The following is a 19,732-nucleotide window of genomic DNA, read 5'->3' on the forward strand; positions in this document are numbered from 1 at the left end:
CCTCTTCCTTAGGAGGACGGACATCGTGCGGGCAGCAATGCCCGGCACCACCGATAGTCAGACGAGAGGCCCGCATGACCAGCCATCAAGACCTTGCCCGGATCATCGACACCGCCTTCGAGGGGCGCGACCAGATCACCACGTCCACCAAGGGCGAAGTGCGCGATGCGGTCGAAACCGCGCTCAACCTGCTCGACCAGGGCAAGGCGCGCGTGGCCGAGAAGGGCAGCGACGGCCAGTGGACCGTCAATCAATGGCTGAAGAAGGCCGTGCTTCTCTCCTTCCGCCTGAACCCGATGGACATCATCAAGGGCGGCCCGGGCGACAGCGTCTGGTGGGACAAGGTCGGCTCCAAGTTCGACGGCTGGAGCGGCATCGATTTCGAGAATGCCGGCTTCCGCGCCGTGCCCAACTGCACCGTGCGCCGCTCAGCCTTCATCGGCCGCAACGTTATTCTGATGCCCTCCTTCGTCAATCTGGGCGCCTATGTGGATGAAGGCACCATGGTCGACACGTGGGCGACCGTCGGCTCCTGCGCGCAGATCGGCAAGAACGTGCACCTGTCGGGCGGCGTCGGCATCGGCGGCGTTCTGGAGCCGCTGCAGGCCGGCCCCGTGATCATCGAGGACAACTGCTTCATCGGCGCCCGTTCCGAGGTGGTCGAAGGCTGCATCGTGCGCGAAGGCGCGGTTCTCGGCATGGGCGTCTATATCGGCAAGTCCACCAAGATCGTCGACCGCGAGACCGGCAGCGTCACCTATGGCGAAATCCCGGCCTATTCGGTCGTGGTGGCCGGCAGCATGCCCGGCAAGCCGATGGGCAATGGCGAGCCTGGCCCCGGCCTCTATTGCGCCGTGATCGTCAAGAAAGTGGACGAGAAGACGCGGTCGAAGACATCGATCAACGAGTTGTTGCGGGCATGAGATGAGCGACAGCCAGCCAGGGGCGGACAACGATCCTCACGGCGCCACCGGCGCCACCCTCGGCTGGCTGTTCCTTTCGGGACACGGGCGCATCGGCCGGCGCCTCTTCGTCCTCGGCTGGTTGTTTCTGACAGCGATCAACGGCTTCCTGCTGTCCATCCTCCTCAAGCTCGACGAGGAAAGCGAGACAGTCCTAGTCTGGATCTCCGTCTCGTTCGTCGTCGGGCTCTTCACCCTCGTCGCGTCCGTCATGCTGACGATCAAGCGCCTGCGCGACATCAATGCGGCGAGCGCGTTCGCCGTGCTGATCTTCATTCCCATGCTGTCGCTCATCGTGCTGGGGCTGCTAGCGCTCATTCCGGGACGACCGGAGGGCGAGGAAGTGGACGAACGCGACGAAAGCGATGACACCGACCTCTGAACCGGGCTAATCCTGCGCACATGACCCAAGACACCCTCGCCACAGACCCCGTCGCCAATCTGGCAGCGCTCGTGCGCTGCGCGTCCGTCACGCCGGCAGAAGGCGGGGCGCTCGGCGCGCTCGAAGCCATGCTCGTTCCGCTCGGCTTTTCCGTCGAACGCGTCACCTTCAGCGACGACGATACGGCGGATGTCGAAAACCTTTACGCGCGTCTCGGCAGTGCGGAACCGCATCTGATGTTTGCCGGCCATACCGATGTTGTGCCGCCCGGTGATGTCGCCACCTGGTCGAAGCCGCCCTTCGAGGCGGCCATCGTCGACGACATGATGATCGGCCGCGGCACGGTCGACATGAAGGGCGGAATTGCCGCCTTTGTGGCCGCCTGCGCGAGCTACATCGCTGAAAACGGACCGCCGAAAGGCTCGATCTCCTTCCTCATCACCGGCGACGAGGAAGGGCCCTCGATCAACGGCACCGAGAAGCTGCTGAAACATGCGGATGCGAAGGGCGAGGTCTGGCAGGGCGCGATCGTCGGCGAGCCGACGAACCCGGAAGCCATGGGCGACATGATCAAGATCGGCCGCCGGGGCTCGCTGTCGGGCTTCATCACCGTTCAGGGCGTGCAGGGTCACGTCGCCTATCCGCATCTTGCGGACAACCCGATCCGCGCAATCGTGGCCTTCTGCAATGCGCTGCTCGACACACCGTTTGACCATGGCACGGAAACGTTTCCGGCCACCAATCTCGAAATCACGTCGATCGATGTCGGCAATCCGTCCGTCAATGTGATCCCGAGCAAGGCAACCGCAGCTTTCAACGTGCGTTTCAATGATCGGTGGGACGCGGAAAGCCTGCAGATGGACATTCACAACAGGCTGGACCAGGCGGCGGAGTCCTTAAGAAGCAGCACCGAGCGGCCGCCGGTCGAGTTCGACGTTACCTGGAAGGAGCGTCCGAGCCCTTCCTTCCTGACGCGCGACGAAACGCTGGTCGCCGCCATGCAGCAGGCTGTCGAGAGTGTGACCGGGCGAACGCCAAAGCTTTCCACGACCGGTGGAACGTCCGACGCCCGCTTCATCAAGGATTATTGCCCCGTCGTCGAATTCGGCCTTGTCGGCCAGACCATGCACATGGTCGACGAGCGCGTGGCGCTATCCGATCTCAGAACGCTGACGCAGATCTACCGCCAATTCCTCGACCGCTGGTTCGCCTGATGGTCAGCGGCGGGGAAGTGCAGCGGTATCTGTCCGGCGTGTTCCTGCTGGCACGCAACGATCAGCGCGGCTTTTCCTATCTGGATCTCACTGCGGACGGCTTCTGGCGCTCCTTCGCCGCGATCCTCTACGCCGTGCCCGCCTTCGCGCTGTCCTGGCTCAACTACCGCACGAGCTACATCGCGGCTGCAGGCGACAGCGCTGCGACAGGCCTCGGCTTCTTCCTGCGGCTTGCGATGATCGACGTTCTCAATTGGATCGTCCCTGTGATCATCGTCGCCTTCGTTGCGGCGCCGCTCGGCCTTTCGGCCCATTTCGCCCGTTGGGTCATCGCTACGAACTGGCTGAGCCTGCCCTTCGCCTATCTGATGGCGATCCCGGTTACGCTGATGCTTCTGATGCCCGGCGCCGAGCCCATCGCGGTGATCACCTCGCTCGCCTTCTTCGGCATCGCGATCGCGATCTTCTTCCGCGTAACGCGCATCGCCTTCGAGAACGACATGCCGGTGGCGATCGGCATCACCATCGGTCTCGTCGTTCTCTCTTTCACGATGACGGGCATGCTCCACGCCGCCTTCGGGCTCGCGCTGGAACCGTTGCCGTAAGCACCGCAGCCCGATCAGATGGCGCGCTGGTTGACGCGCTTCGACAGGTCCGAGGCGCTCTCGACACGCTCCGAATAGCGATCGACGAGATAATCGGATCGGTCACGCACCAGCAGCGTGAACTTCATGAGCTCTTCCATCACGTCGACCATGCGATTGTAGAAGGGCGACGGCTTCATGCGGCCGTCATCCTCGAACTCGGTGAACGCCTTCGGGACAGAGGACTGGTTGGGGATCGTCACCATGCGCATCCAGCGCCCGAGGATGCGCAGTTGGTTGACCGTGTTGAAGCTCTGCGAACCGCCGCAGACCTGCATCAGCGCCAGCGTGCGGCCCTGGGTTGGGCGCATGCCGCCGAGCGCAAGCGGCAGCCAGTCGATCTGGGCCTTCATGATGCCGGTCATCGCGCCGTGGCGCTCGGGCGAGCACCAGACATGGGCCTCCGACCAGATCGACAGATCGCGCAGTTCCTGCACCTTCGGATGGTCGGCGGAGGCAGCATCCGGAAGCGGCAGGTCCTTCGGGTCAAAAATCCTCACGTCGGCACCAAAGCGGGTGAGAACCCTGGCCGCCTCCTCGGTCATCAGGCGCGAATAGGATCGTTCGCGCAACGACCCGTACAGCATCAGGACGCGGGGTGGATGCGTCTTGTGAGCGGGCCTCAGCAGCGCGGCCTCGTCAATGAGTCTGAACGCATCTTCGCGCAGTGCCGGGAAATCTTGCGTCATGAAAATGCCTTTGCTGTCGATGGAGGGCTCCGAGGCCTAGAGCAATTTCGCTCTGAACCGCGCGATTGTTCTGGGTTCTGACTATTGCGCGTTTCCGAACGGTGAACCGGTATCCACTTCACCTGGAAACGCTCAAGGCCGCCGGATTACTTCGCCATCTTCCTTCGTAAACTCGATCACCGCGCCTTCGGGAAGCAGATCTAGAACCCGTTCTGAGGGGCGGCAGAGACGCGTGCCCCGCGGGGTGATCACGAACGGTCGATTGATAAGAATCGGGTGCTCCATCATGCGGTCGAGAAGATCATCCTCCGTCAGGCGCGCATCGTCGAGACCGAGCGCGTCGTAGGGCGTACCCTTGCGCCGCAGCGCTTCGCGGACCGTCAGCCCCGCATCGGCGATCATCTGCCTGAGCGTTTCGCGCGTCGGCGGGTCCTTGAGATACTCAATCAGCAGAGGTTCGACGCCGCTTGCCCTGATCATCGCGAGCGCATTGCGCGAGGTGCCGCAGGCGGGATTATGGTAGATCGTCACGCTCACGCGGAACTCCGTAAAGTCATATTTCTAGATTTATCGATATATCGTCCGTTGCCGGGAACTGCAACACCGTCGCGGCTCGACATTGCAGCGCAGCATCTGCCCTCCTACATCATCTGAGACAAAAGAGGGCCCGGGCCATGATCTTCAGCAGCATCCGTCTCGCAATCGCGGACCTACTCGCGCCGGAAAGCCGTTCGGCATTCTGGAAGGTGATCGGCCTGACATTGCTGATGCTCGTCGGGCTGTGGTTCCTCGTTACGGGCGTCTTTTCAGAATGGGCTCTGCCATGGATGCAGGGGTTCTTTCCGGAGATGCCGGAGTGGTCGAGCACGGCCGGTTTCTTCGTCGGCATCCTCGCCTCGATCGCGCTGGCGCTTGGCCTCGCATTTTTGATCGCCCCGATTTCCGTGCTGATCGCCGGCTTGTTTCTCGACGATGTCGCGGAAGCAATCGAGCGGCGGCATTATGGAGATCGGCCGGTTGGTCAGGCGCTGTCGCTGCGGCAGTCCATTCCGCACACGCTCAAGTTCCTCGGCATCGTCATTCTCGGCAACCTTCTGGCGCTGACGCTGCTCTTCATCCCGCTCGTCAATCTGATGGCGTTCTTCGTGGTCAACGCCTATCTGCTGAGCCGTGAGTTCTTCGAATTCGCTGCGATGCGCTACCACACGCCGGCGGACGCCAAGCAACTGCGGTCGCGCCACGGCACCACGGTGTTCTTCGCGGGCATCGCCATCGCGGCATTTCTGGCGATCCCCATCCTCAACCTGCTGACGCCGCTCTTTGCGGCAGCGCTGATGGTGCACCTGCACCAGCGCGTCGTGGCGAAGGATCCGGACTACGCGCTCACCGCTCACGCCGCTGCGCGCTGACGCTCAGGATCAGATCGCTTCTGCCGTCGGGGCGTCGATGTCTTGCGTCAATTCGACGATCGGGGCGGGAATGTCCGTGGTCTTTTCCTTGGACTTGCAGATATCGGCGATGACGCAGCGCTCGCACTCCGGCTTGCGCGCCTTGCAGACATAGCGTCCATGCAGGATCAGCCAGTGGTGCGCGTGATAGAGATAGGGCTGCGGGATCACCCGCATCAGGATCTCCTCCACCTCGTCGGGCGTCTTGCCCGGCGCGAGGCCGATGCGGTTCCCGATGCGGAAGATGTGGGTGTCGACCGCCATCGTCGCCTGACCGAACGCCATTGAGAGCACCACATTCGCGGTCTTCCGGCCGACGCCCGGAAGCGTCACCAGTTCTTCCCGCGTCATCGGCACCTCGCCGCCGAATCCGTCGACGAGCTTCTGGCTGAGCGCGATGACGTTCTTCGCCTTGTTGCGGAAAAGGCCGATCGTCTTGATGTAGTCGCGCACCTTGTCTTCCCCGAGCGCCAGCATCTTCTGCGGCGTGTCGGCCACCTTGAAGAGCGCGCGCGTCGCCTTGTTGACACCGGCATCGGTTGCTTGGGCGGAGAGCGCAACGGCCACGACCAGCGTGAACGGGTTCACATGCTCCAGCTCGCCCTTCGGCTCGGGCCGCTGCAGCTGGAAGCGCCGGAACATCTCCTCCAGTTCTACCTTGGTATAGCGGCTGCGCCGCGTCGGTTTGCGGGGGGTGCGGCTCGCGATTATTTGTCCGGCGGGGGTCTTGGGCTTTTGCATCCGGCCTCTATAATCTGCGTTCATGAGCCAAGGCAACGCGGCCGATGCCGCACCAGACACACCGGTCTTCGAGGCCCTTCTGACGCCGCACCGGTCGCTCGGACGCGGCGGCTTCATCGTGCTGATGACGCTGACCTCGGCGCTGTTCATCGCCCACGGGATCGTGTTCCTGATCGCCGGGGCCTGGCCGATCTTTCTGTTCTTCGGGCTGGATCTCGCGCTGCTCTACGGCGCGTTCTGGCTGAACTACCGTTCGGCACGTGCGCGCGAGATCGTCAGCGTGTCGCGCACATTGCTGTCGGTGCGCAAGATCGCGCCCTCGGGCCGCAGCGCGGAGCACCGGTTCAACCCGTTCTGGGCGCGCTTCCATGTGGCGCGGCATGAGGAGATCGGCATAACCGGCATGGCCGTGGAAGGTGAAGGCCGGCGCACCGATGTGGGATCGTTCCTCAACCCCGACGATCGCGAAAGCTTCGCCCGCGCCTTTTCAGGCGCGCTTGCGTCGGTCAAGCGCTGAGCGACCCTGCCTGATCAACCGCAGAAGCGGCTGGCATCGGCTCGGTAATAATTCACGTATCGCGGGCTGATCGCGGCGCGCGGCAAAACCACCATCACGTCCGTCGTGCCGAAGGCGCGATCGATGACGGCGCCGTCGCCGAAGCGGGCGCCAAGCCTCAGATATCCCTTCACCAGCGGCGGCAGGGCTGCGAGCGCCTCGCGCGGGCGGATTGCCTCGACGGGCATCAGATCGATCTTGCGGTACAGCTCCGGCAGGGCAGACACGGCCCATTCGCCTTGGGCGGCAGCCGAATGATGCAGGAACGACAGCGCAAGCGCATGGGCTTCCGGCCGGCAGCCTCCGAAGGATGCGCAGCCGAACATCACGTCGATGCCATGCTCCAGCGCATAGGCCCAGATGCCCTGCCACAGCAGCTCTACGGTGCGCTTGGTGCGATAAGGCGGCAGGACGCAGGAGCGGCCGAGCTCGAGAAAGCGCTTCTGCGGGTGGCGCGCGATCATGTCCGCAACGCCGAATTCCGAGGTGGAGTAGAAGCCGTGATGGGCCTTTGCCACGCTTTGGCGCAGCAGCCGGTAGGTGCCGACGATCTGGTCCTCGGCGTCGCCGCCAAGGCTGGTGTCCAGCACCAGCAGGTGATCGCAATAGGTGTCGAAACTGTCGACATCGTAGCCCGTCGATGCGGAAGCGGGCGTCATGCGGGCGCCGAACTCTCCTACGAAGACGTTGTGGCGCACGCGTTGCGCGGCACGGATTTCAGAGGGATCTGCGGCAAGGCGGGTGACCAGCGAACCGATGCGGCCGAGGATGGCGCGGTCGGCAACGACATGGGGCGGGATCATCCGGCTCTGGCTGGCGGCAAGCTGTCGAAGCTCTAACGTCATGGGGAATCATCCAAAAAAGGCAACCGTTTCTGCAGCGCCTTTAAACATGACTGTGCAACAGAGCAGTGACAAGGTCGACGGGCAGACGAAACCGTAAGCTGCGGCTTCAGGACGCGATGCGCGAAATCAGGCGCAAAAGGCTCGTCGGATCGATCGGTTTCTCGAGATAAAGGTCTGCGCCGAGCAGCAGGGTCGCTTCGCGCGTCTCGTTCTGGCCGTCGGCGCTCAGCACCACGACCGGGATATGCGGCAGGCGCCGAGCCCGCTGGGTCGCGCGGATTGCGCCGATCGCGGTCGCGCCATCCATCACCGGCATGGCGAGATCGGTGATGAGAAGATCGTGGGCGCATGCGCCGGTAATCGGATCGAAGGTCCTGTCGATCAGTTGCTGGCCATTCTCGACGAGGACCACGGAATGGCCCTCCTTGCGCAGAACGTTGGTGATGAGCAGCGCGTTCACTGGATTGTCCTCGGCGACGAGGATGTTCAGCGAGCGCGTCATCCCGTCCAACACGATGAGACGATCGCCATCGGGATGTGGCACGGTGTCGGGCAAGGCACGGAATTCGCCTCGAAGAACCGAAACGAGGCTCTTGAGGCGGATCGGCGAGATCAACCAGCTGTCGAAACCGCGCTCGGTCAAGCGCTGCAGCGCTTCACGCTCGATGGGGCGGACGAGAAGCGTGCGCCGCGGACCGCCATTCTCGAAAAGCGGCAGGCCGGCGATCGATCCACGGGCGCGGTCGACGATACGGGCATCGACGATGACGTCGGTGATCTCTTCATCTGCGCAGAAGGCAGCGAGATCCCCACTCGGCGTGGCCACGTGCCAGCTGCGCCCACCTTCGGCGGCGATGCGCTTGACGAGCGCATCCGCCGTCTGGCCGCGCGGCACGAGCAGCAGGACGCGGTTTCCGGCAAGCGCCGGCTGCTTGGCAAAGTGATCGATCCCCGAGGGCGACAGCGCCTCGGCGAGCGGCAGGGTCACGATGAACCTGCTGCCGTGCCCGGTCAGGCTCTCGACAGTGATCGTCCCGCCGAGCGCCTTGACGATGCGGTTGGAGATGGACAGTCCGAGGCCGACACCGCCATGGGTGCGCGTCTTGCCGCCGTTTGCCTGTTCGAATTCCTCGAAGATGCGCTGCTGGTCACCACGCGCCAGCCCCGGCCCGGTATCCGCAAAAGTCAGCACCAGGTTGTCGTCGACCCGCGCGACCTCGAGCATGACGCCGCCTGAGTCGGTGAACTTGATGGCGTTGCCGAGGAGATTGAAGACCACCTGCCGGAGTCGGTTGTGGTCGGTGGCGACCATGGTCGGCGTGCCTGCTGCGATCGCTGCGGCGACGTCGATGCCCTTTTCGTGGGCGCGCGGCGCCATCAGTTCGATCGCATCTTCGATCAGATGATGCAGATCGCCGGTCTCGCGCCTTGGTTCGAACTTGCCCGCCTCGATGGCAGAGAAGTCCAGCAGGTCCGCGACGAGATCGAACAGCGCAGTTGCGGAGCGGCGCACGGCTTCGACATAGCTTTCCTGTTCGGCGGAAAGCTGCGTGCGCTCCAGCAGATGGGTCATTCCGAGGATGCCGTTCAGCGGCGTGCGCACTTCGTGGCTCACCATGGCCAGGAAGCGCGATTTGGCACGGCTTGCATCTTCCGCCTTGCGGCGGGCTTCGACGAGTTCGGCCGGCAGCGCCACGGCTTTCTGATCGGGGGCGACAGTTCGTGCCGTGTGACCGGAGACGAATGCGATCGCGGCTGCGCCTGTCAGCCCCACCATAAGGAAAGGCATGCTGGACGGCGCGATGAAGGACACGATGGTTGCAACGAGGAGACCGGCGAGCACGATCCCGGCCTGGGGCTGGTCGGCCAGCCGCCGACGAACGTTGTTCCACCACCCGCCGGAGGCCTGATGGTCGGGCTGGAAGGGTTTCAAGACCCGTGAACGTTCGCTGTCAGGGACAAAGGCCATGGAGCGAGACTACCAGCCTCGCCCTAGGGAAGATTTGAAACCTTCAGTAAGATTTTAGGGAGATCGAGAGGGTGAAGCCCTCAGACCGCCTCGACTTCCCGAACTTCGGGAATGAAGTGCTTCAGAAGGTTCTGGATGCCGTGCTTCAGGGTCGCCGTGGACGACGGGCATCCGGCGCAAGCGCCCTTCATGTTCAGGAAGACCGTGCCTTCCTTGAAGCCACGGAACGTGATGTCGCCGCCATCCTGTGCGACTGCCGGACGGACGCGCGTTTCCAGAAGTTCCTTGATCGTCGCGACGATCGTTTCGTCCTCGTCGTCGAAGAACTCGCCGTCGTCCATGGCGTTGCCGCCGGTGTTGGCAGCCGCCATGACCGGCTGGCCGGCCATGAAGTGTTCCATGATCATACCAAGGACGGCGGGCTTGAGATGCTGCCAGTCGAGACCGTCGGTCTTGGTGATGGTGACGAAGTCATAGCCGAAGAAGACGCCTTCGACGCCGGCGATGGCGAAAAGCTTGCCAGCAAGCGGGGAGGTTTCAGCGGCAGAAGCGGCATCGCGGAAATCCGCAGTGCCCTGCTGCATCACGACCTTGCCCGGCAGAAACTTGAGTGTGGCGGGATTTGGGGTGGCTTCGGTCTGGATGAACATGTTCATTACTCCCTGCAAACCGGGCTTAACCGATTGGAGCGCGATGCGCGCCTCTAATGTGTCGCGTTTCCGAACGATGAACCGGTATCCACTTCACCTGGAAACGCTTCTAGTTTGGAATCTTTCCAAAGAAGATATGGCTTTCCGCGCCCGCGATCAAGCGATCGCTTTGCGATAGTTGACTGGATTTGGAAAGTTTGATGCGCGTCGGCTCAGCTCAGCGCATCGATGTCGTCGTCTGACAGGTCGCTCGGGATAACCGTCACCGGCACCGGGAAGGCGCCCGCACCACGTCCGCCGATCGCCGACACGAGCGGACCGGGGCCATCCTTTGCCGATCCCGCCGCGAGCACGAGGATCGCGATGTCCTTGTCTTCCTCGATCAGCGCATTGATCTCGTCGCGCGTCGACCCCTCGCGCACCACGGTTTCGGCATCGATGCCGATCGTTTCGCGCACGCGGCCGGCAGACTTGGCGAGAAGGCTCTCGGCCTCTTCGAACGCCTCTGCGCGCATGATCTCCTCGACACCCAGCCAGTGCTGGAAATCGGAAGGCTCCACAACGAACAGCAACACGAGGCCGCCGCCGGAGTTCTTGGCGCGCATGGCCGCGTAGCGCACGGCACGTTCGCATTCGGGGGTGTCATCCAGCACCGCCATGAATTTGCGGCGGTGGCCTTCTTCGCGCGATAGTCGTCTTGATACCATGGCGCGGACATTGCCACCGCGCCCATGGCCCGGCAAGAGGCATTCTGAGCGGTTGCTTTTCGCCGCTCAGAGGAAGCCGATGATGTCCTTGACGTCTGCCATCGTCTCTTCGGCGATGACCCTGGCCTTCGCGGCACCCTTCGCCAGAACCGCATCGATATGGCCGGGATCGTCCATCAGACGTCGCATTTCACCGTTCATCGTCGCGAGCTTCTCGACGGCAAGATCGGCGAGCGCCGGCTTGAATTCGGAGAACTGGCGGCCACTGAATTCGGCGATCACCGCTGCCCGGCTCGTTTCAGCCAAGGCCGCGTAGAGCGTGACCAGATTCTCCGCCTCCGGGCGGCCGGCGAGCCCTTCGACTTCGGATGGCAACGCGTCGGGATCGGTCTTGGCCTTGCGGATCTTCTTCAGGATCGTGTCTGCATCGTCCGTCAGGTTGATGCGCGACAGGTCGGACGGATCCGATTTCGACATCTTCTTGGTGCCATCGCGCAGAGACATCACGCGCGGTGCCGGGCCCTCGATCAACGGCTCGGTCAGCGGGAAATAGGCGTCGATGCGCTCTTCTCCCACAATGGTTTCGACCGCGCGGCCGCTCGACGCGATCTTGCCGGAGAAATCGATGTTGAACTTCATCGCGATATCGCGGGTCAATTCGAGATGCTGCTTCTGGTCATCGCCGACCGGCACATGGGTCGCGCGATAGAGCAGGATGTCGGCCGCCATCAGCGACGGATAGGCAAGCAGGCCGAGCGAAGCGCTTTCGCGGTCCTTGCCGGCCTTGTCCTTGAACTGCGTCATGCGGTTCATCCAGCCGATGCGCGCAACGCAATTGAAGATCCAGGCAAGCTCGGCATGGCCCGATACGGCGGACTGGTTGAAGACGATGTGGCGCTCTGGATCGATGCCGGCTGCGAGAAATGCCGCGGTGATGGAGCGCGTCTGGCCTTTCAGGTCCTCATGGACAAGCTGTGCCGTAATCGCATGCAGGTCGACGACGCAATAGATGCAGTCGTAGCTGTCCTGCAGCGCGACGAAGCGCTTGATGGCGCCGAGATAGTTGCCGAGATGGAGGTTGCCGGTGGGCTGAACGCCCGAGAACACCCGCTCCTTGAATTCTGCCATGCGCACTGCCGGGCTTGTGGAGGGCCCGCTCCTTTTTACCGGCCCGATCGGGCCTATTGAAATCGCGGCGGGTTATGCATGGACACCGGCTCTTCCGCAAGAGCCAGCCTTGCGGATCAAGCCGTTGCCTTGTTCCGCTTGAGGAGCCGCATGAGATGACGGCCCTCGATCGCGCCGGTGGCGAGCGTAAATCCGAAATAGACGAGCGCTGCGACACCGATCGTACCGAAAACGGCGATTGCCCTGACCAGCAGCTGCGCATCCATCAGATACGGTTCCAGATAGACGAGCGCCAACCAGAGTACCCCGCCCATGAGGGCGCTACCGGCGATGATCAGAGCGATCCGCCGCAGTGTCACGCTCGATGGCCTGAAGAGGTTGCGGTTCCACAGAACAAAGGCGAGCAGGCCGGCATTTGCCCAGCCGAACAGTGCTGTCGCGATGCCGATGCCGACGACGCCATAAATCGGGAACAGGATGAGGCTCGCCGCAACGTTGACGACGACGCCGACGCCAGCCATCCACATGGGGGTACGCATGTCTTCGCGCGCATAGAAGCCCGGCTGAAAAATCTTGATCAGCACAAAGGCCGGCAAGCCGAGCGCGAAAGCGGCAAGGACGGCGGCGGTGATATCGGTCGTTTCCCGCGTGAACGCGCCACGTTCGAAGAGCAACGCGACAATCGGCGCGGGCAAGATCAGCAGTCCAACCGTCGCGGGCACAGTCAAAGCCAGCCCGAATTCGAGGCTGCGATTTTGCAGCACCGCGGCATCGCCAATATCACCGGCCTTCAGCGAACGGGCCAGTTCCGGCAATAGGACGACGCCGATGGCAACGCCGATCGTCGACAAGGGCAGCTGGAGAATGCGGTCCGCGTAATTCATCACCGCGATGGCGCCATCCTGGCCGGAAGCGATGATCTGGCCGATGAGGAGATTGATCTGCGTGATGCCGCCGGTAATGGCGGCCGGCAGGGCCAGCCACAGCAGGCGCTTGACCGCCGGTGTCGGGCGCGGAACACGAAGGCCGATCTTGAAGTGTTCGCGGCGCACGCCCCAGACGATGGCGCCCAGTTGTACGAACCCGGCGACGACGACGCCCCAGGAAAGCGCGAGCCCAAGTCCCTCTTCGTCCTGGCCAAGCGCCATGGCGATGAGGATCGCTCCGACCATCACGAAATTCAGCAGGATCGGGACGAAGGCTGCCAGGAAATATCGGCGAAACGCGTTCAATATTCCCGAGAACATCGCCACCAGCGACATGGCGGCGAGATACGGGAACATGATCCGCGTCATCGTCACCGTCAGATCGAACTTATCCGGCGTGTCGGCAAAGCGCGGAGCGACGATCGTGCCGACCAGAAACGGCATGAAGATCATCGCAAGCGCAGAGAGCGCGAGCAGGATGAAGATCAGGACCGAGAAGACCTGCTCGGCGAAATCCCTCGCCGCGGCACGCCCCCCGCCTTCAAGCTGCTTTGCGAAGAGCGGGACGAAAGCCGAGTTGAAGGCGCCCTCGGCAAACAGGCGACGAAACAGATTCGGGAAGCGGAACGCCGCATAGAATGCATCGGCGACAGGGCCGGCGCCGAGCGTGCTGGCGATCAAGGCCTCGCGCACGAACCCCATGACGCGGCTGCCCATGGTCGCTCCGCCGACGGTGGCAAATTTGGCAATCAGACCCATGGCGGTTCAGGCTTTCAAGCGGCGCGCCGGCGTGCGGCGTGTCGATGGCGGTGCGACCATTCCGTTCGGCATACGCTCGCGTGCTTCGTCTTCGACATTCGCCATCACCGCCTTCAGCCGCGCGATAATGTTGGCTTGTCGCGTTTCGGAGACGATCTTGTGGCCGACGAGGTCGGTGACGTAAAAATTGTCGATGACTTTTTCGCCGAAGGTCGAGACATGGGCGGACGCGATGTCGAGCGACAGGTCGGACAAGACCGCGGTTATGCCGGCGAGAAGTCCCGTCCGATCCAGCCCTTCCACTTCGATGACGGTAAATTTGTTCGACAGCGAATTCGATATCGTCACCGCCGGCGCTACCCGGAAGGCGTGCGATTTGCGCGGCTGCTTCGATTTCGGCGCGATCACATCGGGAAGACGCTTCTTGCCGGACAGCATGTCCTCGATCAGGCGGCCGATGCTGGTCGCCCGGCGGATTTCGTCGGCATCGTCCTTAAACTCGCGGTTGATCAGGATCGTGTCGAGTGCGCGGCCGTCGGATGTCGTGAAGATCTGCGCGTCGGCGATGTTGGCCCCCGCAGCGGCACAGGCACCGGCGACCAGCGTCAACAGGCGGGGATGGTCGGGCGACAAGACGGTGATTTCGGTGATCGCGTGGAAGGAATGCGTTCGCACCATGGTCGCGAGCACGCGGCCTTCGCGATCGGCCTCGCGTACGAAGTCGGCATGCCGGATCTGGTCGTCGAGTTCGGTCGAAAGAAGATAGGGCTCATAATGCAGGCCGAGATAGCGTTGGCGGTCCGCCTCTTCCCAGGAGGCGAGCGCCTTGGCCAATTGCTCCGACGCAAACAGAGCGCGCTCCCGGCGCGAGACCTCCGAAAAGCCGCCGGACAGCATCAGCTCGGTTTCGTAATAGAGCGTGCGCAGGAGCTGGCCTTTCCAGCCGTTCCAGACGCCGGGGCCGACCGCGCGGATATCGCAGACGGTCAGGATCAGAAGCAGCTTGAGCCGATCGAGCGACTGCACGATCTGCGCGAAATCCTCGATGGTCTTGCGGTCGTTCAGGTCGCGCGCCTGCGCGATCATCGACATCTTGAGATGGACCTCGATCAGCCATGCCACCAGCTCGGTCTGCTTCGGCGAGAGACCGAGCCGCGGACAAAGCTTGCGCGCAACGCGGGCGCCGGCGATGGAATGATCCTCCGGGCGACCCTTGGCGACATCGTGCAGAAATATGGCGACGTAGAGCGCCTGCCGCTCCTCGATATTCGGCATCAGGCTCGATGCCAGGGGATGGGCATCGTTGTCGCGGCCATTATCGATATCGGACAACACGCCGACGGTGCGGATCAGGTGCTCGTCGACCGTGTAATGATGATACATGTTGAACTGCATCATCGCGACGATCTTGCCGAATTCCGGGATGAACCTACCCAGAAGACCTGCTTCGTTCATGCGCCTGAGGATCAGCGCGGGATCACGGCGCGAGGTGAGGATCGACAGGAACAGCCGGTTGGCCTCCGCGTCTTCGCGAAGCTCGTTCTTCACGAGCCGCAGCGACCGCGTGACCCGCTTCAACGCATCGGGATGGAATTCGAGCCCGTTGATATCGGCCAGATGAAAGAGGCGGATCAGGTTCACCGGATCGCGCTTGAACACATCCTTGTCGGCAATGGTGATGCGGCCCCGATCTTCCAGGAAATCCAGCGTGCCGGCAATCTTGCGCGTGCGTGCGGTGAAGCGCGAGATCATCGCCGTGATGCCCGGCGCTTCTTTCGCCTGCTGGTCCTCGAGTTCTGCGCAGAGGATGCGCGTCAGGTCGCCCACATCCTTCGCCACGAGGAAATAGTGCTTCATGAAACGTTCGACGGCGGAGAGGCCCGGATGATCGTGGTAACCGAGTGCCTCGGCGATCTCGCGCTGGATGTCGAAGGCGAGCCGCTCTTCCGCCTTGCCTGTGAGGAAATGCATCTGGCAGCGCACCGCCCAGAGAAAATCCTCTGCCTTCTTGAAGACCTTGAACTCGCCCTTGGACAGGACGCCGAGCTTCACGAGCTCCGCCTCGTCATCGATGCGGTAGAAGTATTTGGCGATCCAGAACAGCGTGTTGAGGTCTCGCAGGCCGCCCTTGCCTTCCTTGACGTTCGGCTCGACAAGGTAACGCGTGTCGCCCGACTTGCGGTGGCGCTGGTCGCGTTCGGCGAGCTTCGCTTCGATGAATTCCGGTGCGGTCGATCGCACCACCTGCGTGTCGAAACGCTCGGTCAGTGCATCGAACAGCGCGGCGGCCCCACAGATGCGGCGCGCTTCGAGGATCGCGGTGCGGATGGTGATGTCGCTGCGCGACAGGCGAATGCATTCGTCGATCGTGCGCGTAGCGTGGCCGACCTTGAAGCCCATGTCCCAAAGCACGTAGAGCACGAACTGGGCGACGTCCTCCTCCCGCCCCGAGCGGCGGTCGGCGAGAATGAAGAGCAGGTCGATGTCGGAGCCCGGCGCCAGAGTGCCGCGGCCATACCCGCCGACGGCTGCCACCGTCATCCCATCGCCGGCGCCCGCACCCGAACTCGGCGTCGGATAGGCATGCGTCGTCGCATAATCAAAGAGCGCGGTGATGATCGTGTCCTGGAGATGCGATATCCGCGCTGCACAGAGCAGGCCGGAGCCATCGTTTTCCAGGAGCGAGCGCGCCTTTTCGCGGCCTTCGCTGCTCACACGACGCATCTCGGCCAGAAGAGCCGCACGTGCCGCCGGCGTCGCGCCACCATGCTCGGCAGCAATGGCCGAAACGGCCCGGGCCAGCGCAGGGGCGTCGACGATTTGCGTGAACTTCATGTCGTGCTGCGTCATGGAATCATGCCGGCCCCAGTTTCCCAGAAGCGCTATAGCCTATCTCGATGCTCGGGCGCCATTGCGGCCTGTCAGGAATAGGTCGCAAGGCGATCCGTCAAAAGATCGAAGAAGCCCGCGGCATCGACGTCACGCATCACTGTGGCGTTCGGCAGCCGGTCGGTGACGTGCCACCAATCGACGACCGTCATGCCGCGCGTCAGCTCAGACGCAGTCTCGATCTCGACATTGCAGACGCGGCCGGAAAAGAGGTCGGGCCGCAGCAGATAAGCGATCACGCAAGGATCATGCAGCGGCGCGCCATCGGAGCCGTATTTCTGCTCGTCGAAACGCTCGAAGAACACCAGCATCTCCGCGAGAGCCTGCGTAGCCTTCGAAGGGAGCGCGGCGATGGCCTCCGTGCGGGCACGGGTGGTGAGAACCTTGTGCGTGACGTCGAGCGGCATCATCACGATCGGCACGCCGGCACGAAAGACCACGTCCGCCGCTTCGGGGTCGACATAGATGTTGAATTCGGCGGCGGGCGTGATGTTGCCGCCTTCGAAGAAACCGCCGCCCATCAGGACGATCTCGGCAATGCGGCCGGCGATCTCCGGTGCCTTTTGAAGCGCCAGCGCCAGATTGGTGAGCGGCCCCAGCGCACAGAGCGTGACCGTGCCGGCCTCCTCGGCGCGCAGCGTGCGGATGATGAAATCGACCGCGCCTTCGTCCTGAAGCTTCAGGACGGGCTCATCGAGTAGCGGACCGTCGAGTCCCGTCTTGCCGTGGACGTGTTCCGCGGTCACCAGCGGCCGCGTCAGTGGTCCATGGGCACCCGCATAAACGGGGATGTCGTCACGCCCTGCCAGTTCACAGATGATCAGCGCGTTGCGGGTCGTCCAGTCGAGTGGAACGTTGCCGGCAACGGTCGTGATGCCGAGAATGTCCAATTCTGGGCTTGCCAGCGCCAGCAGGATCGCCGCCGCGTCGTCCTGCCCCGGGTCGGTGTCGATGATGATCTTGCGCGTCGTGCCACTTTGCATGTCGTTTCAGGTCCAGATCGCTTCTTTCCGGCAACGCCTATCCTCGCCGACGGCTCGCCGCAAGACGCTTGCAGTGCAGCAATCCCCCACCCATATTGAGAGCAACGGAGATGCCGCCTTTAGGGTCTCCGCCTGAATGGTCGCTTCGTGCAAGGACTGGCAGACGATGTCGCGCATAACTCCCTTTTCGAGCCCGCTGCTGCTCGGCTTCGATACGATGGAAAAGACGCTGGAGCGTCTTGCCAAGGCGAGTGATGGCTATCCGCCCTACAATATTGAGCGGATCGCCCCGCGTGACGGCATCGGAGACCGGTTGCGCATCACGGTGGCCGTCGCAGGTTTCAGCGACGACCAGCTGGATGTGACCACCGAAGAGAACCAACTGATCATCCGCGGCCGTCAGGTCGATACCGAAGAGCGCGACTATCTGCATCGCGGCATCGCCGCGCGACAGTTCCAACGCGTTTTTGTGTTGGCGGATGGGATCGAAGTTCTCTCTGCGGAGTTGAACAATGGGCTTCTTTCCATTGATCTTGCCCGTCCGGAACCGCAGCGACTGGTGAAGAAAATTAATATTTCGGTTCGAGACTGAAATATGCAGGGCGCGAGTCGATCTTCGATCGAGCGGCCCGTTTGGAGAAATGCCATGGCTTTCAAGGAATTGACATCGCGAGATGCCGCCGGCGCCGAGCTGGCAGCGAAGATCACCGCGAACGAGCTTGCCGATCTCGGCAATGGCGAGGTCGGCTACATCCGGAAGATGCGGTCGGAAGACGTGTCCAAGAAATTCCCCCAAGCGCCCGACCTTGAGCCCGGGCTCGACCTTTGGGGCCTGTTCGGGGCCGACGGTACGCCGATCCTTCTGAGCGACAGCAGGTCCAGCGCCTTCTTCAAGGCAGCCGAGAACGATCTGAGCACCGTTAGCGTCCACTGACGCACGGGTTCTCTGCAGCGAAAGGTCGACGTATTCTGCGTCGGCCTTTCGACGTCAGGCCGCGTTGGACGCCTCGTCCTGGGTCAGGAATGTGTAAATGGCCGACGCCTGGTCACTGGCTCTCAGCTTTGCGACCGTATCGGAATCACGCAGAACGCGCGCGATGCGCGACAGTGCCTTCAAGTGATCCGCACCCGCCCCTTCCGGAGCTAGCAGCAGGAAAACGAGATCGACCGGCTGATCGTCGAGCGCTTCGAAATCGATCGGCTGATCGAGACGCGCAAAGACGCCCACGATCCCGGTCAACGTCGTCAACTTGCCATGGGGTATGGCGATGCCGTTCCCCACGCCGGTTGAGCCGAGCCTTTCGCGCTGAAGGATGACCTCGAAGATTTCCCGTTCGGTCAATCCGGTAATTTGGGCGGCTTTCGAAGCCAGCTCCTGGAGGAGCTGTTTCTTCGAGTTTGCCTTGAGCGCGGGTATCACCGCGTCCGGGGCAAGCAGATCAGCCAAAGCCATTCCTATTCCTCGCGTATCATCCCGGCGACATCGAACGTCCGCCCCGCAACGGGGCGGACGAAACGCATCAATTCGTCAGGATTTATTGTTGGCTGCGTCGACCCAGCCAATGTTGCCATCTGTCCGGCGGTAAACCACGTTGAGGGCATCGTTGCCGGCATTGCGAAAAATCAGAACCGGTTCATCTGTCATGTCCAGCGCCATGACTGCGCTTGCGACCGACATGGTTCTTACCACTTTTGAGCTCTCGGCGACAATGACCGGGGCATAATCCTCAGGAATTTCGTCATCGTCATCGTTGCCGCTGTCCATCACGGTGTAGGGCAGCTCCATCATCTTGCTCTGGCCGTTGCCTGCGTGATGATCCTTGAGACGGCGCTTGTAACGGCGAAGCCGCTTTTCCAAGCGCTCCGAAGCGCCATCAAACGCGAAATGCGGTTCCTGACCTTCCCCCGTCGCCTGCATTACCACGCCCGTATCGAGATGAATCTTGCAGTCGGCGGTGAAGCGCGACCCGGATTTCTCGACGGTCACCTGGCTGGAATATCCTCCGTCGAAATACTTGCTGACTGCATCCTGGATCTTGTCCTCGATCCTTGTGCGGAATGCTTCGCCGATTTCCATATGTTTTCCAGACACGCGCACGCTCATGGAGAGCCCTTTCTTATTCTGTGACTTGCGGGTGTCAGCTTATGCCAAGGTCGTGCGCCATCCAAGCGCAGACCTCTCAATCGGTCCGGTCCTTCGCGGCACGCGGCTCGCGTATTTCTTCCGGCCATCGGCGGTT

Annotated in this window: 21 protein-coding genes; 8 read left to right on the forward strand and 13 right to left on the reverse strand. The window is 62.6% G+C overall.

Annotated elements, in window-relative coordinates; all coding sequences use genetic code 11:
• The first annotated feature begins 74 nt into the window (after positions 1-74).
• From dapD to GC125_RS17260, 4 genes are read left to right on the forward strand one after another with little or no spacing between them, the layout of a single operon-like run.
• Positions 75-923, forward strand: a complete 849-nt coding sequence (gene dapD, locus GC125_RS17245) for a 2,3,4,5-tetrahydropyridine-2,6-dicarboxylate N-succinyltransferase (protein WP_151986777.1) — start codon at positions 75-77, stop codon at positions 921-923.
• Position 924: 1 nt separating this feature from the next.
• Complete coding sequence (locus tag GC125_RS17250) at positions 925-1,344, forward strand: DUF805 domain-containing protein (RefSeq protein ID WP_151986778.1); 420 nt, start codon at positions 925-927, stop codon at positions 1,342-1,344.
• A 20-nt stretch (positions 1,345-1,364) separates the two neighbouring features.
• Positions 1,365-2,558 (forward strand): succinyl-diaminopimelate desuccinylase, encoded by a 1,194-nt coding sequence (gene dapE, locus GC125_RS17255; RefSeq protein WP_151986779.1) that lies wholly within the window; start codon positions 1,365-1,367, stop codon positions 2,556-2,558.
• On the forward strand, positions 2,558-3,163 hold the full coding sequence (locus GC125_RS17260) for a hypothetical protein (RefSeq protein WP_151986780.1): 606 nt from the start codon (positions 2,558-2,560) through the stop codon (positions 3,161-3,163). Before dapE ends, GC125_RS17260 begins: the two co-directional genes overlap by 1 nt.
• Before the next feature lie 14 nt (positions 3,164-3,177).
• On the opposite strand, the gene arsH is transcribed toward GC125_RS17260, so the two are convergent.
• Together arsH and arsC are read right to left on the reverse strand one after the other, a co-directional pair.
• Positions 3,178-3,891 (reverse strand): arsenical resistance protein ArsH, encoded by a 714-nt coding sequence (gene arsH / locus GC125_RS17265; protein ID WP_151986781.1) that lies wholly within the window; start codon positions 3,889-3,891, stop codon positions 3,178-3,180.
• 132 nt (positions 3,892-4,023) lie between these two features.
• Complete coding sequence (gene arsC / locus GC125_RS17270; protein ID WP_151986782.1) at positions 4,024-4,428, reverse strand: arsenate reductase (glutaredoxin); 405 nt, start codon at positions 4,426-4,428, stop codon at positions 4,024-4,026.
• Between the two features lie 137 nt (positions 4,429-4,565).
• Here arsC and GC125_RS17275 point away from each other — a divergent pair, with 137 nt between their 5' ends.
• Entirely contained in the window at positions 4,566-5,300 is a 735-nt protein-coding gene (locus GC125_RS17275) for a sulfate transporter family protein (RefSeq protein ID WP_151986783.1), read from the forward strand.
• 9 nt (positions 5,301-5,309) lie between these two features.
• Here GC125_RS17275 and nth read toward each other — a convergent pair whose 3' ends face one another.
• The gene (gene nth, locus GC125_RS17280) at positions 5,310-6,104 is read right to left on the reverse strand and encodes an endonuclease III (RefSeq protein WP_502706070.1); all 795 of its coding nucleotides are present in this window, start codon (positions 6,102-6,104) and stop codon (positions 5,310-5,312) included.
• On the opposite strand from nth, the gene GC125_RS17285 reads away from it, so the two are divergent.
• Positions 6,103-6,597: a DUF2244 domain-containing protein gene (locus tag GC125_RS17285; protein WP_151986785.1), complete on the forward strand. Its 495-nt coding sequence runs from the start codon at positions 6,103-6,105 to the stop codon at positions 6,595-6,597. The two genes, nth and GC125_RS17285, sit on opposite strands and share 2 nt — an antisense overlap.
• 14 nt (positions 6,598-6,611) lie before the next feature.
• Here the strand turns inward: GC125_RS17285 and olsB are convergent, their stop codons facing one another.
• The 8 genes from olsB to GC125_RS17325 form a co-directional block, all read right to left on the reverse strand.
• A complete protein-coding gene (gene olsB, locus GC125_RS17290) occupies positions 6,612-7,439 on the reverse strand; it encodes a l-ornithine N(alpha)-acyltransferase (RefSeq protein ID WP_286165679.1) in 828 nt (275 codons plus the stop codon).
• Positions 7,440-7,587: 148 nt separating this feature from the next.
• Complete coding sequence (locus GC125_RS17295; protein ID WP_199864627.1) at positions 7,588-9,414, reverse strand: ATP-binding protein; 1,827 nt, start codon at positions 9,412-9,414, stop codon at positions 7,588-7,590.
• Between the two features lie 116 nt (positions 9,415-9,530).
• A complete protein-coding gene (locus GC125_RS17300) occupies positions 9,531-10,100 on the reverse strand; it encodes a NifU family protein (RefSeq protein WP_151986788.1) in 570 nt (189 codons plus the stop codon).
• A 212-nt stretch (positions 10,101-10,312) separates the two neighbouring features.
• A complete protein-coding gene (locus GC125_RS17305; protein ID WP_151986789.1) occupies positions 10,313-10,807 on the reverse strand; it encodes a universal stress protein in 495 nt (164 codons plus the stop codon).
• Between the two features lie 66 nt (positions 10,808-10,873).
• Positions 10,874-11,935, reverse strand: coding sequence for a tryptophan--tRNA ligase (trpS, locus tag GC125_RS17310; protein ID WP_151986790.1), 1,062 nt, complete (start codon positions 11,933-11,935; stop codon positions 10,874-10,876).
• 116 nt (positions 11,936-12,051) lie between these two features.
• On the reverse strand, positions 12,052-13,620 hold the full coding sequence (gene murJ / locus GC125_RS17315) for a murein biosynthesis integral membrane protein MurJ (RefSeq protein WP_151986791.1): 1,569 nt from the start codon (positions 13,618-13,620) through the stop codon (positions 12,052-12,054).
• A 6-nt stretch (positions 13,621-13,626) separates the two neighbouring features.
• The gene (locus GC125_RS17320; RefSeq protein WP_151986792.1) at positions 13,627-16,470 is read right to left on the reverse strand and encodes a [protein-PII] uridylyltransferase; all 2,844 of its coding nucleotides are present in this window, start codon (positions 16,468-16,470) and stop codon (positions 13,627-13,629) included.
• A gap of 71 nt (positions 16,471-16,541) precedes the next feature.
• Entirely contained in the window at positions 16,542-17,492 is a 951-nt protein-coding gene (locus GC125_RS17325) for a nucleoside hydrolase (RefSeq protein ID WP_151986793.1), read from the reverse strand.
• Positions 17,493-17,658: 166 nt separating this feature from the next.
• Here GC125_RS17325 and GC125_RS17330 point away from each other — a divergent pair, with 166 nt between their 5' ends.
• Positions 17,659-18,084 carry an Hsp20 family protein gene (locus GC125_RS17330; protein ID WP_151986794.1) on the forward strand — a complete coding sequence of 142 codons (426 nt, stop codon included), beginning with the start codon at positions 17,659-17,661 and terminating at the stop codon, positions 18,082-18,084.
• Between the two features lie 54 nt (positions 18,085-18,138).
• Positions 18,139-18,426 (forward strand): BQ00720 family protein, encoded by a 288-nt coding sequence (locus tag GC125_RS17335; protein ID WP_151986795.1) that lies wholly within the window; start codon positions 18,139-18,141, stop codon positions 18,424-18,426.
• A gap of 54 nt (positions 18,427-18,480) precedes the next feature.
• Here the strand turns inward: GC125_RS17335 and ptsN are convergent, their stop codons facing one another.
• Positions 18,481-18,945 (reverse strand): PTS IIA-like nitrogen regulatory protein PtsN, encoded by a 465-nt coding sequence (gene ptsN / locus GC125_RS17340; RefSeq protein ID WP_151986796.1) that lies wholly within the window; start codon positions 18,943-18,945, stop codon positions 18,481-18,483.
• Between the two features lie 75 nt (positions 18,946-19,020).
• The gene (gene hpf, locus GC125_RS17345) at positions 19,021-19,596 is read right to left on the reverse strand and encodes a ribosome hibernation-promoting factor, HPF/YfiA family (protein ID WP_151986797.1); all 576 of its coding nucleotides are present in this window, start codon (positions 19,594-19,596) and stop codon (positions 19,021-19,023) included.
• Positions 19,597-19,732 lie beyond the last annotated feature (136 nt).

The sequence above is a fragment of the Rhizobium sp. EC-SD404 genome (genome assembly GCF_902498825.1).
Classification (GTDB): Bacteria; Pseudomonadota; Alphaproteobacteria; order Rhizobiales; family Rhizobiaceae; genus Georhizobium.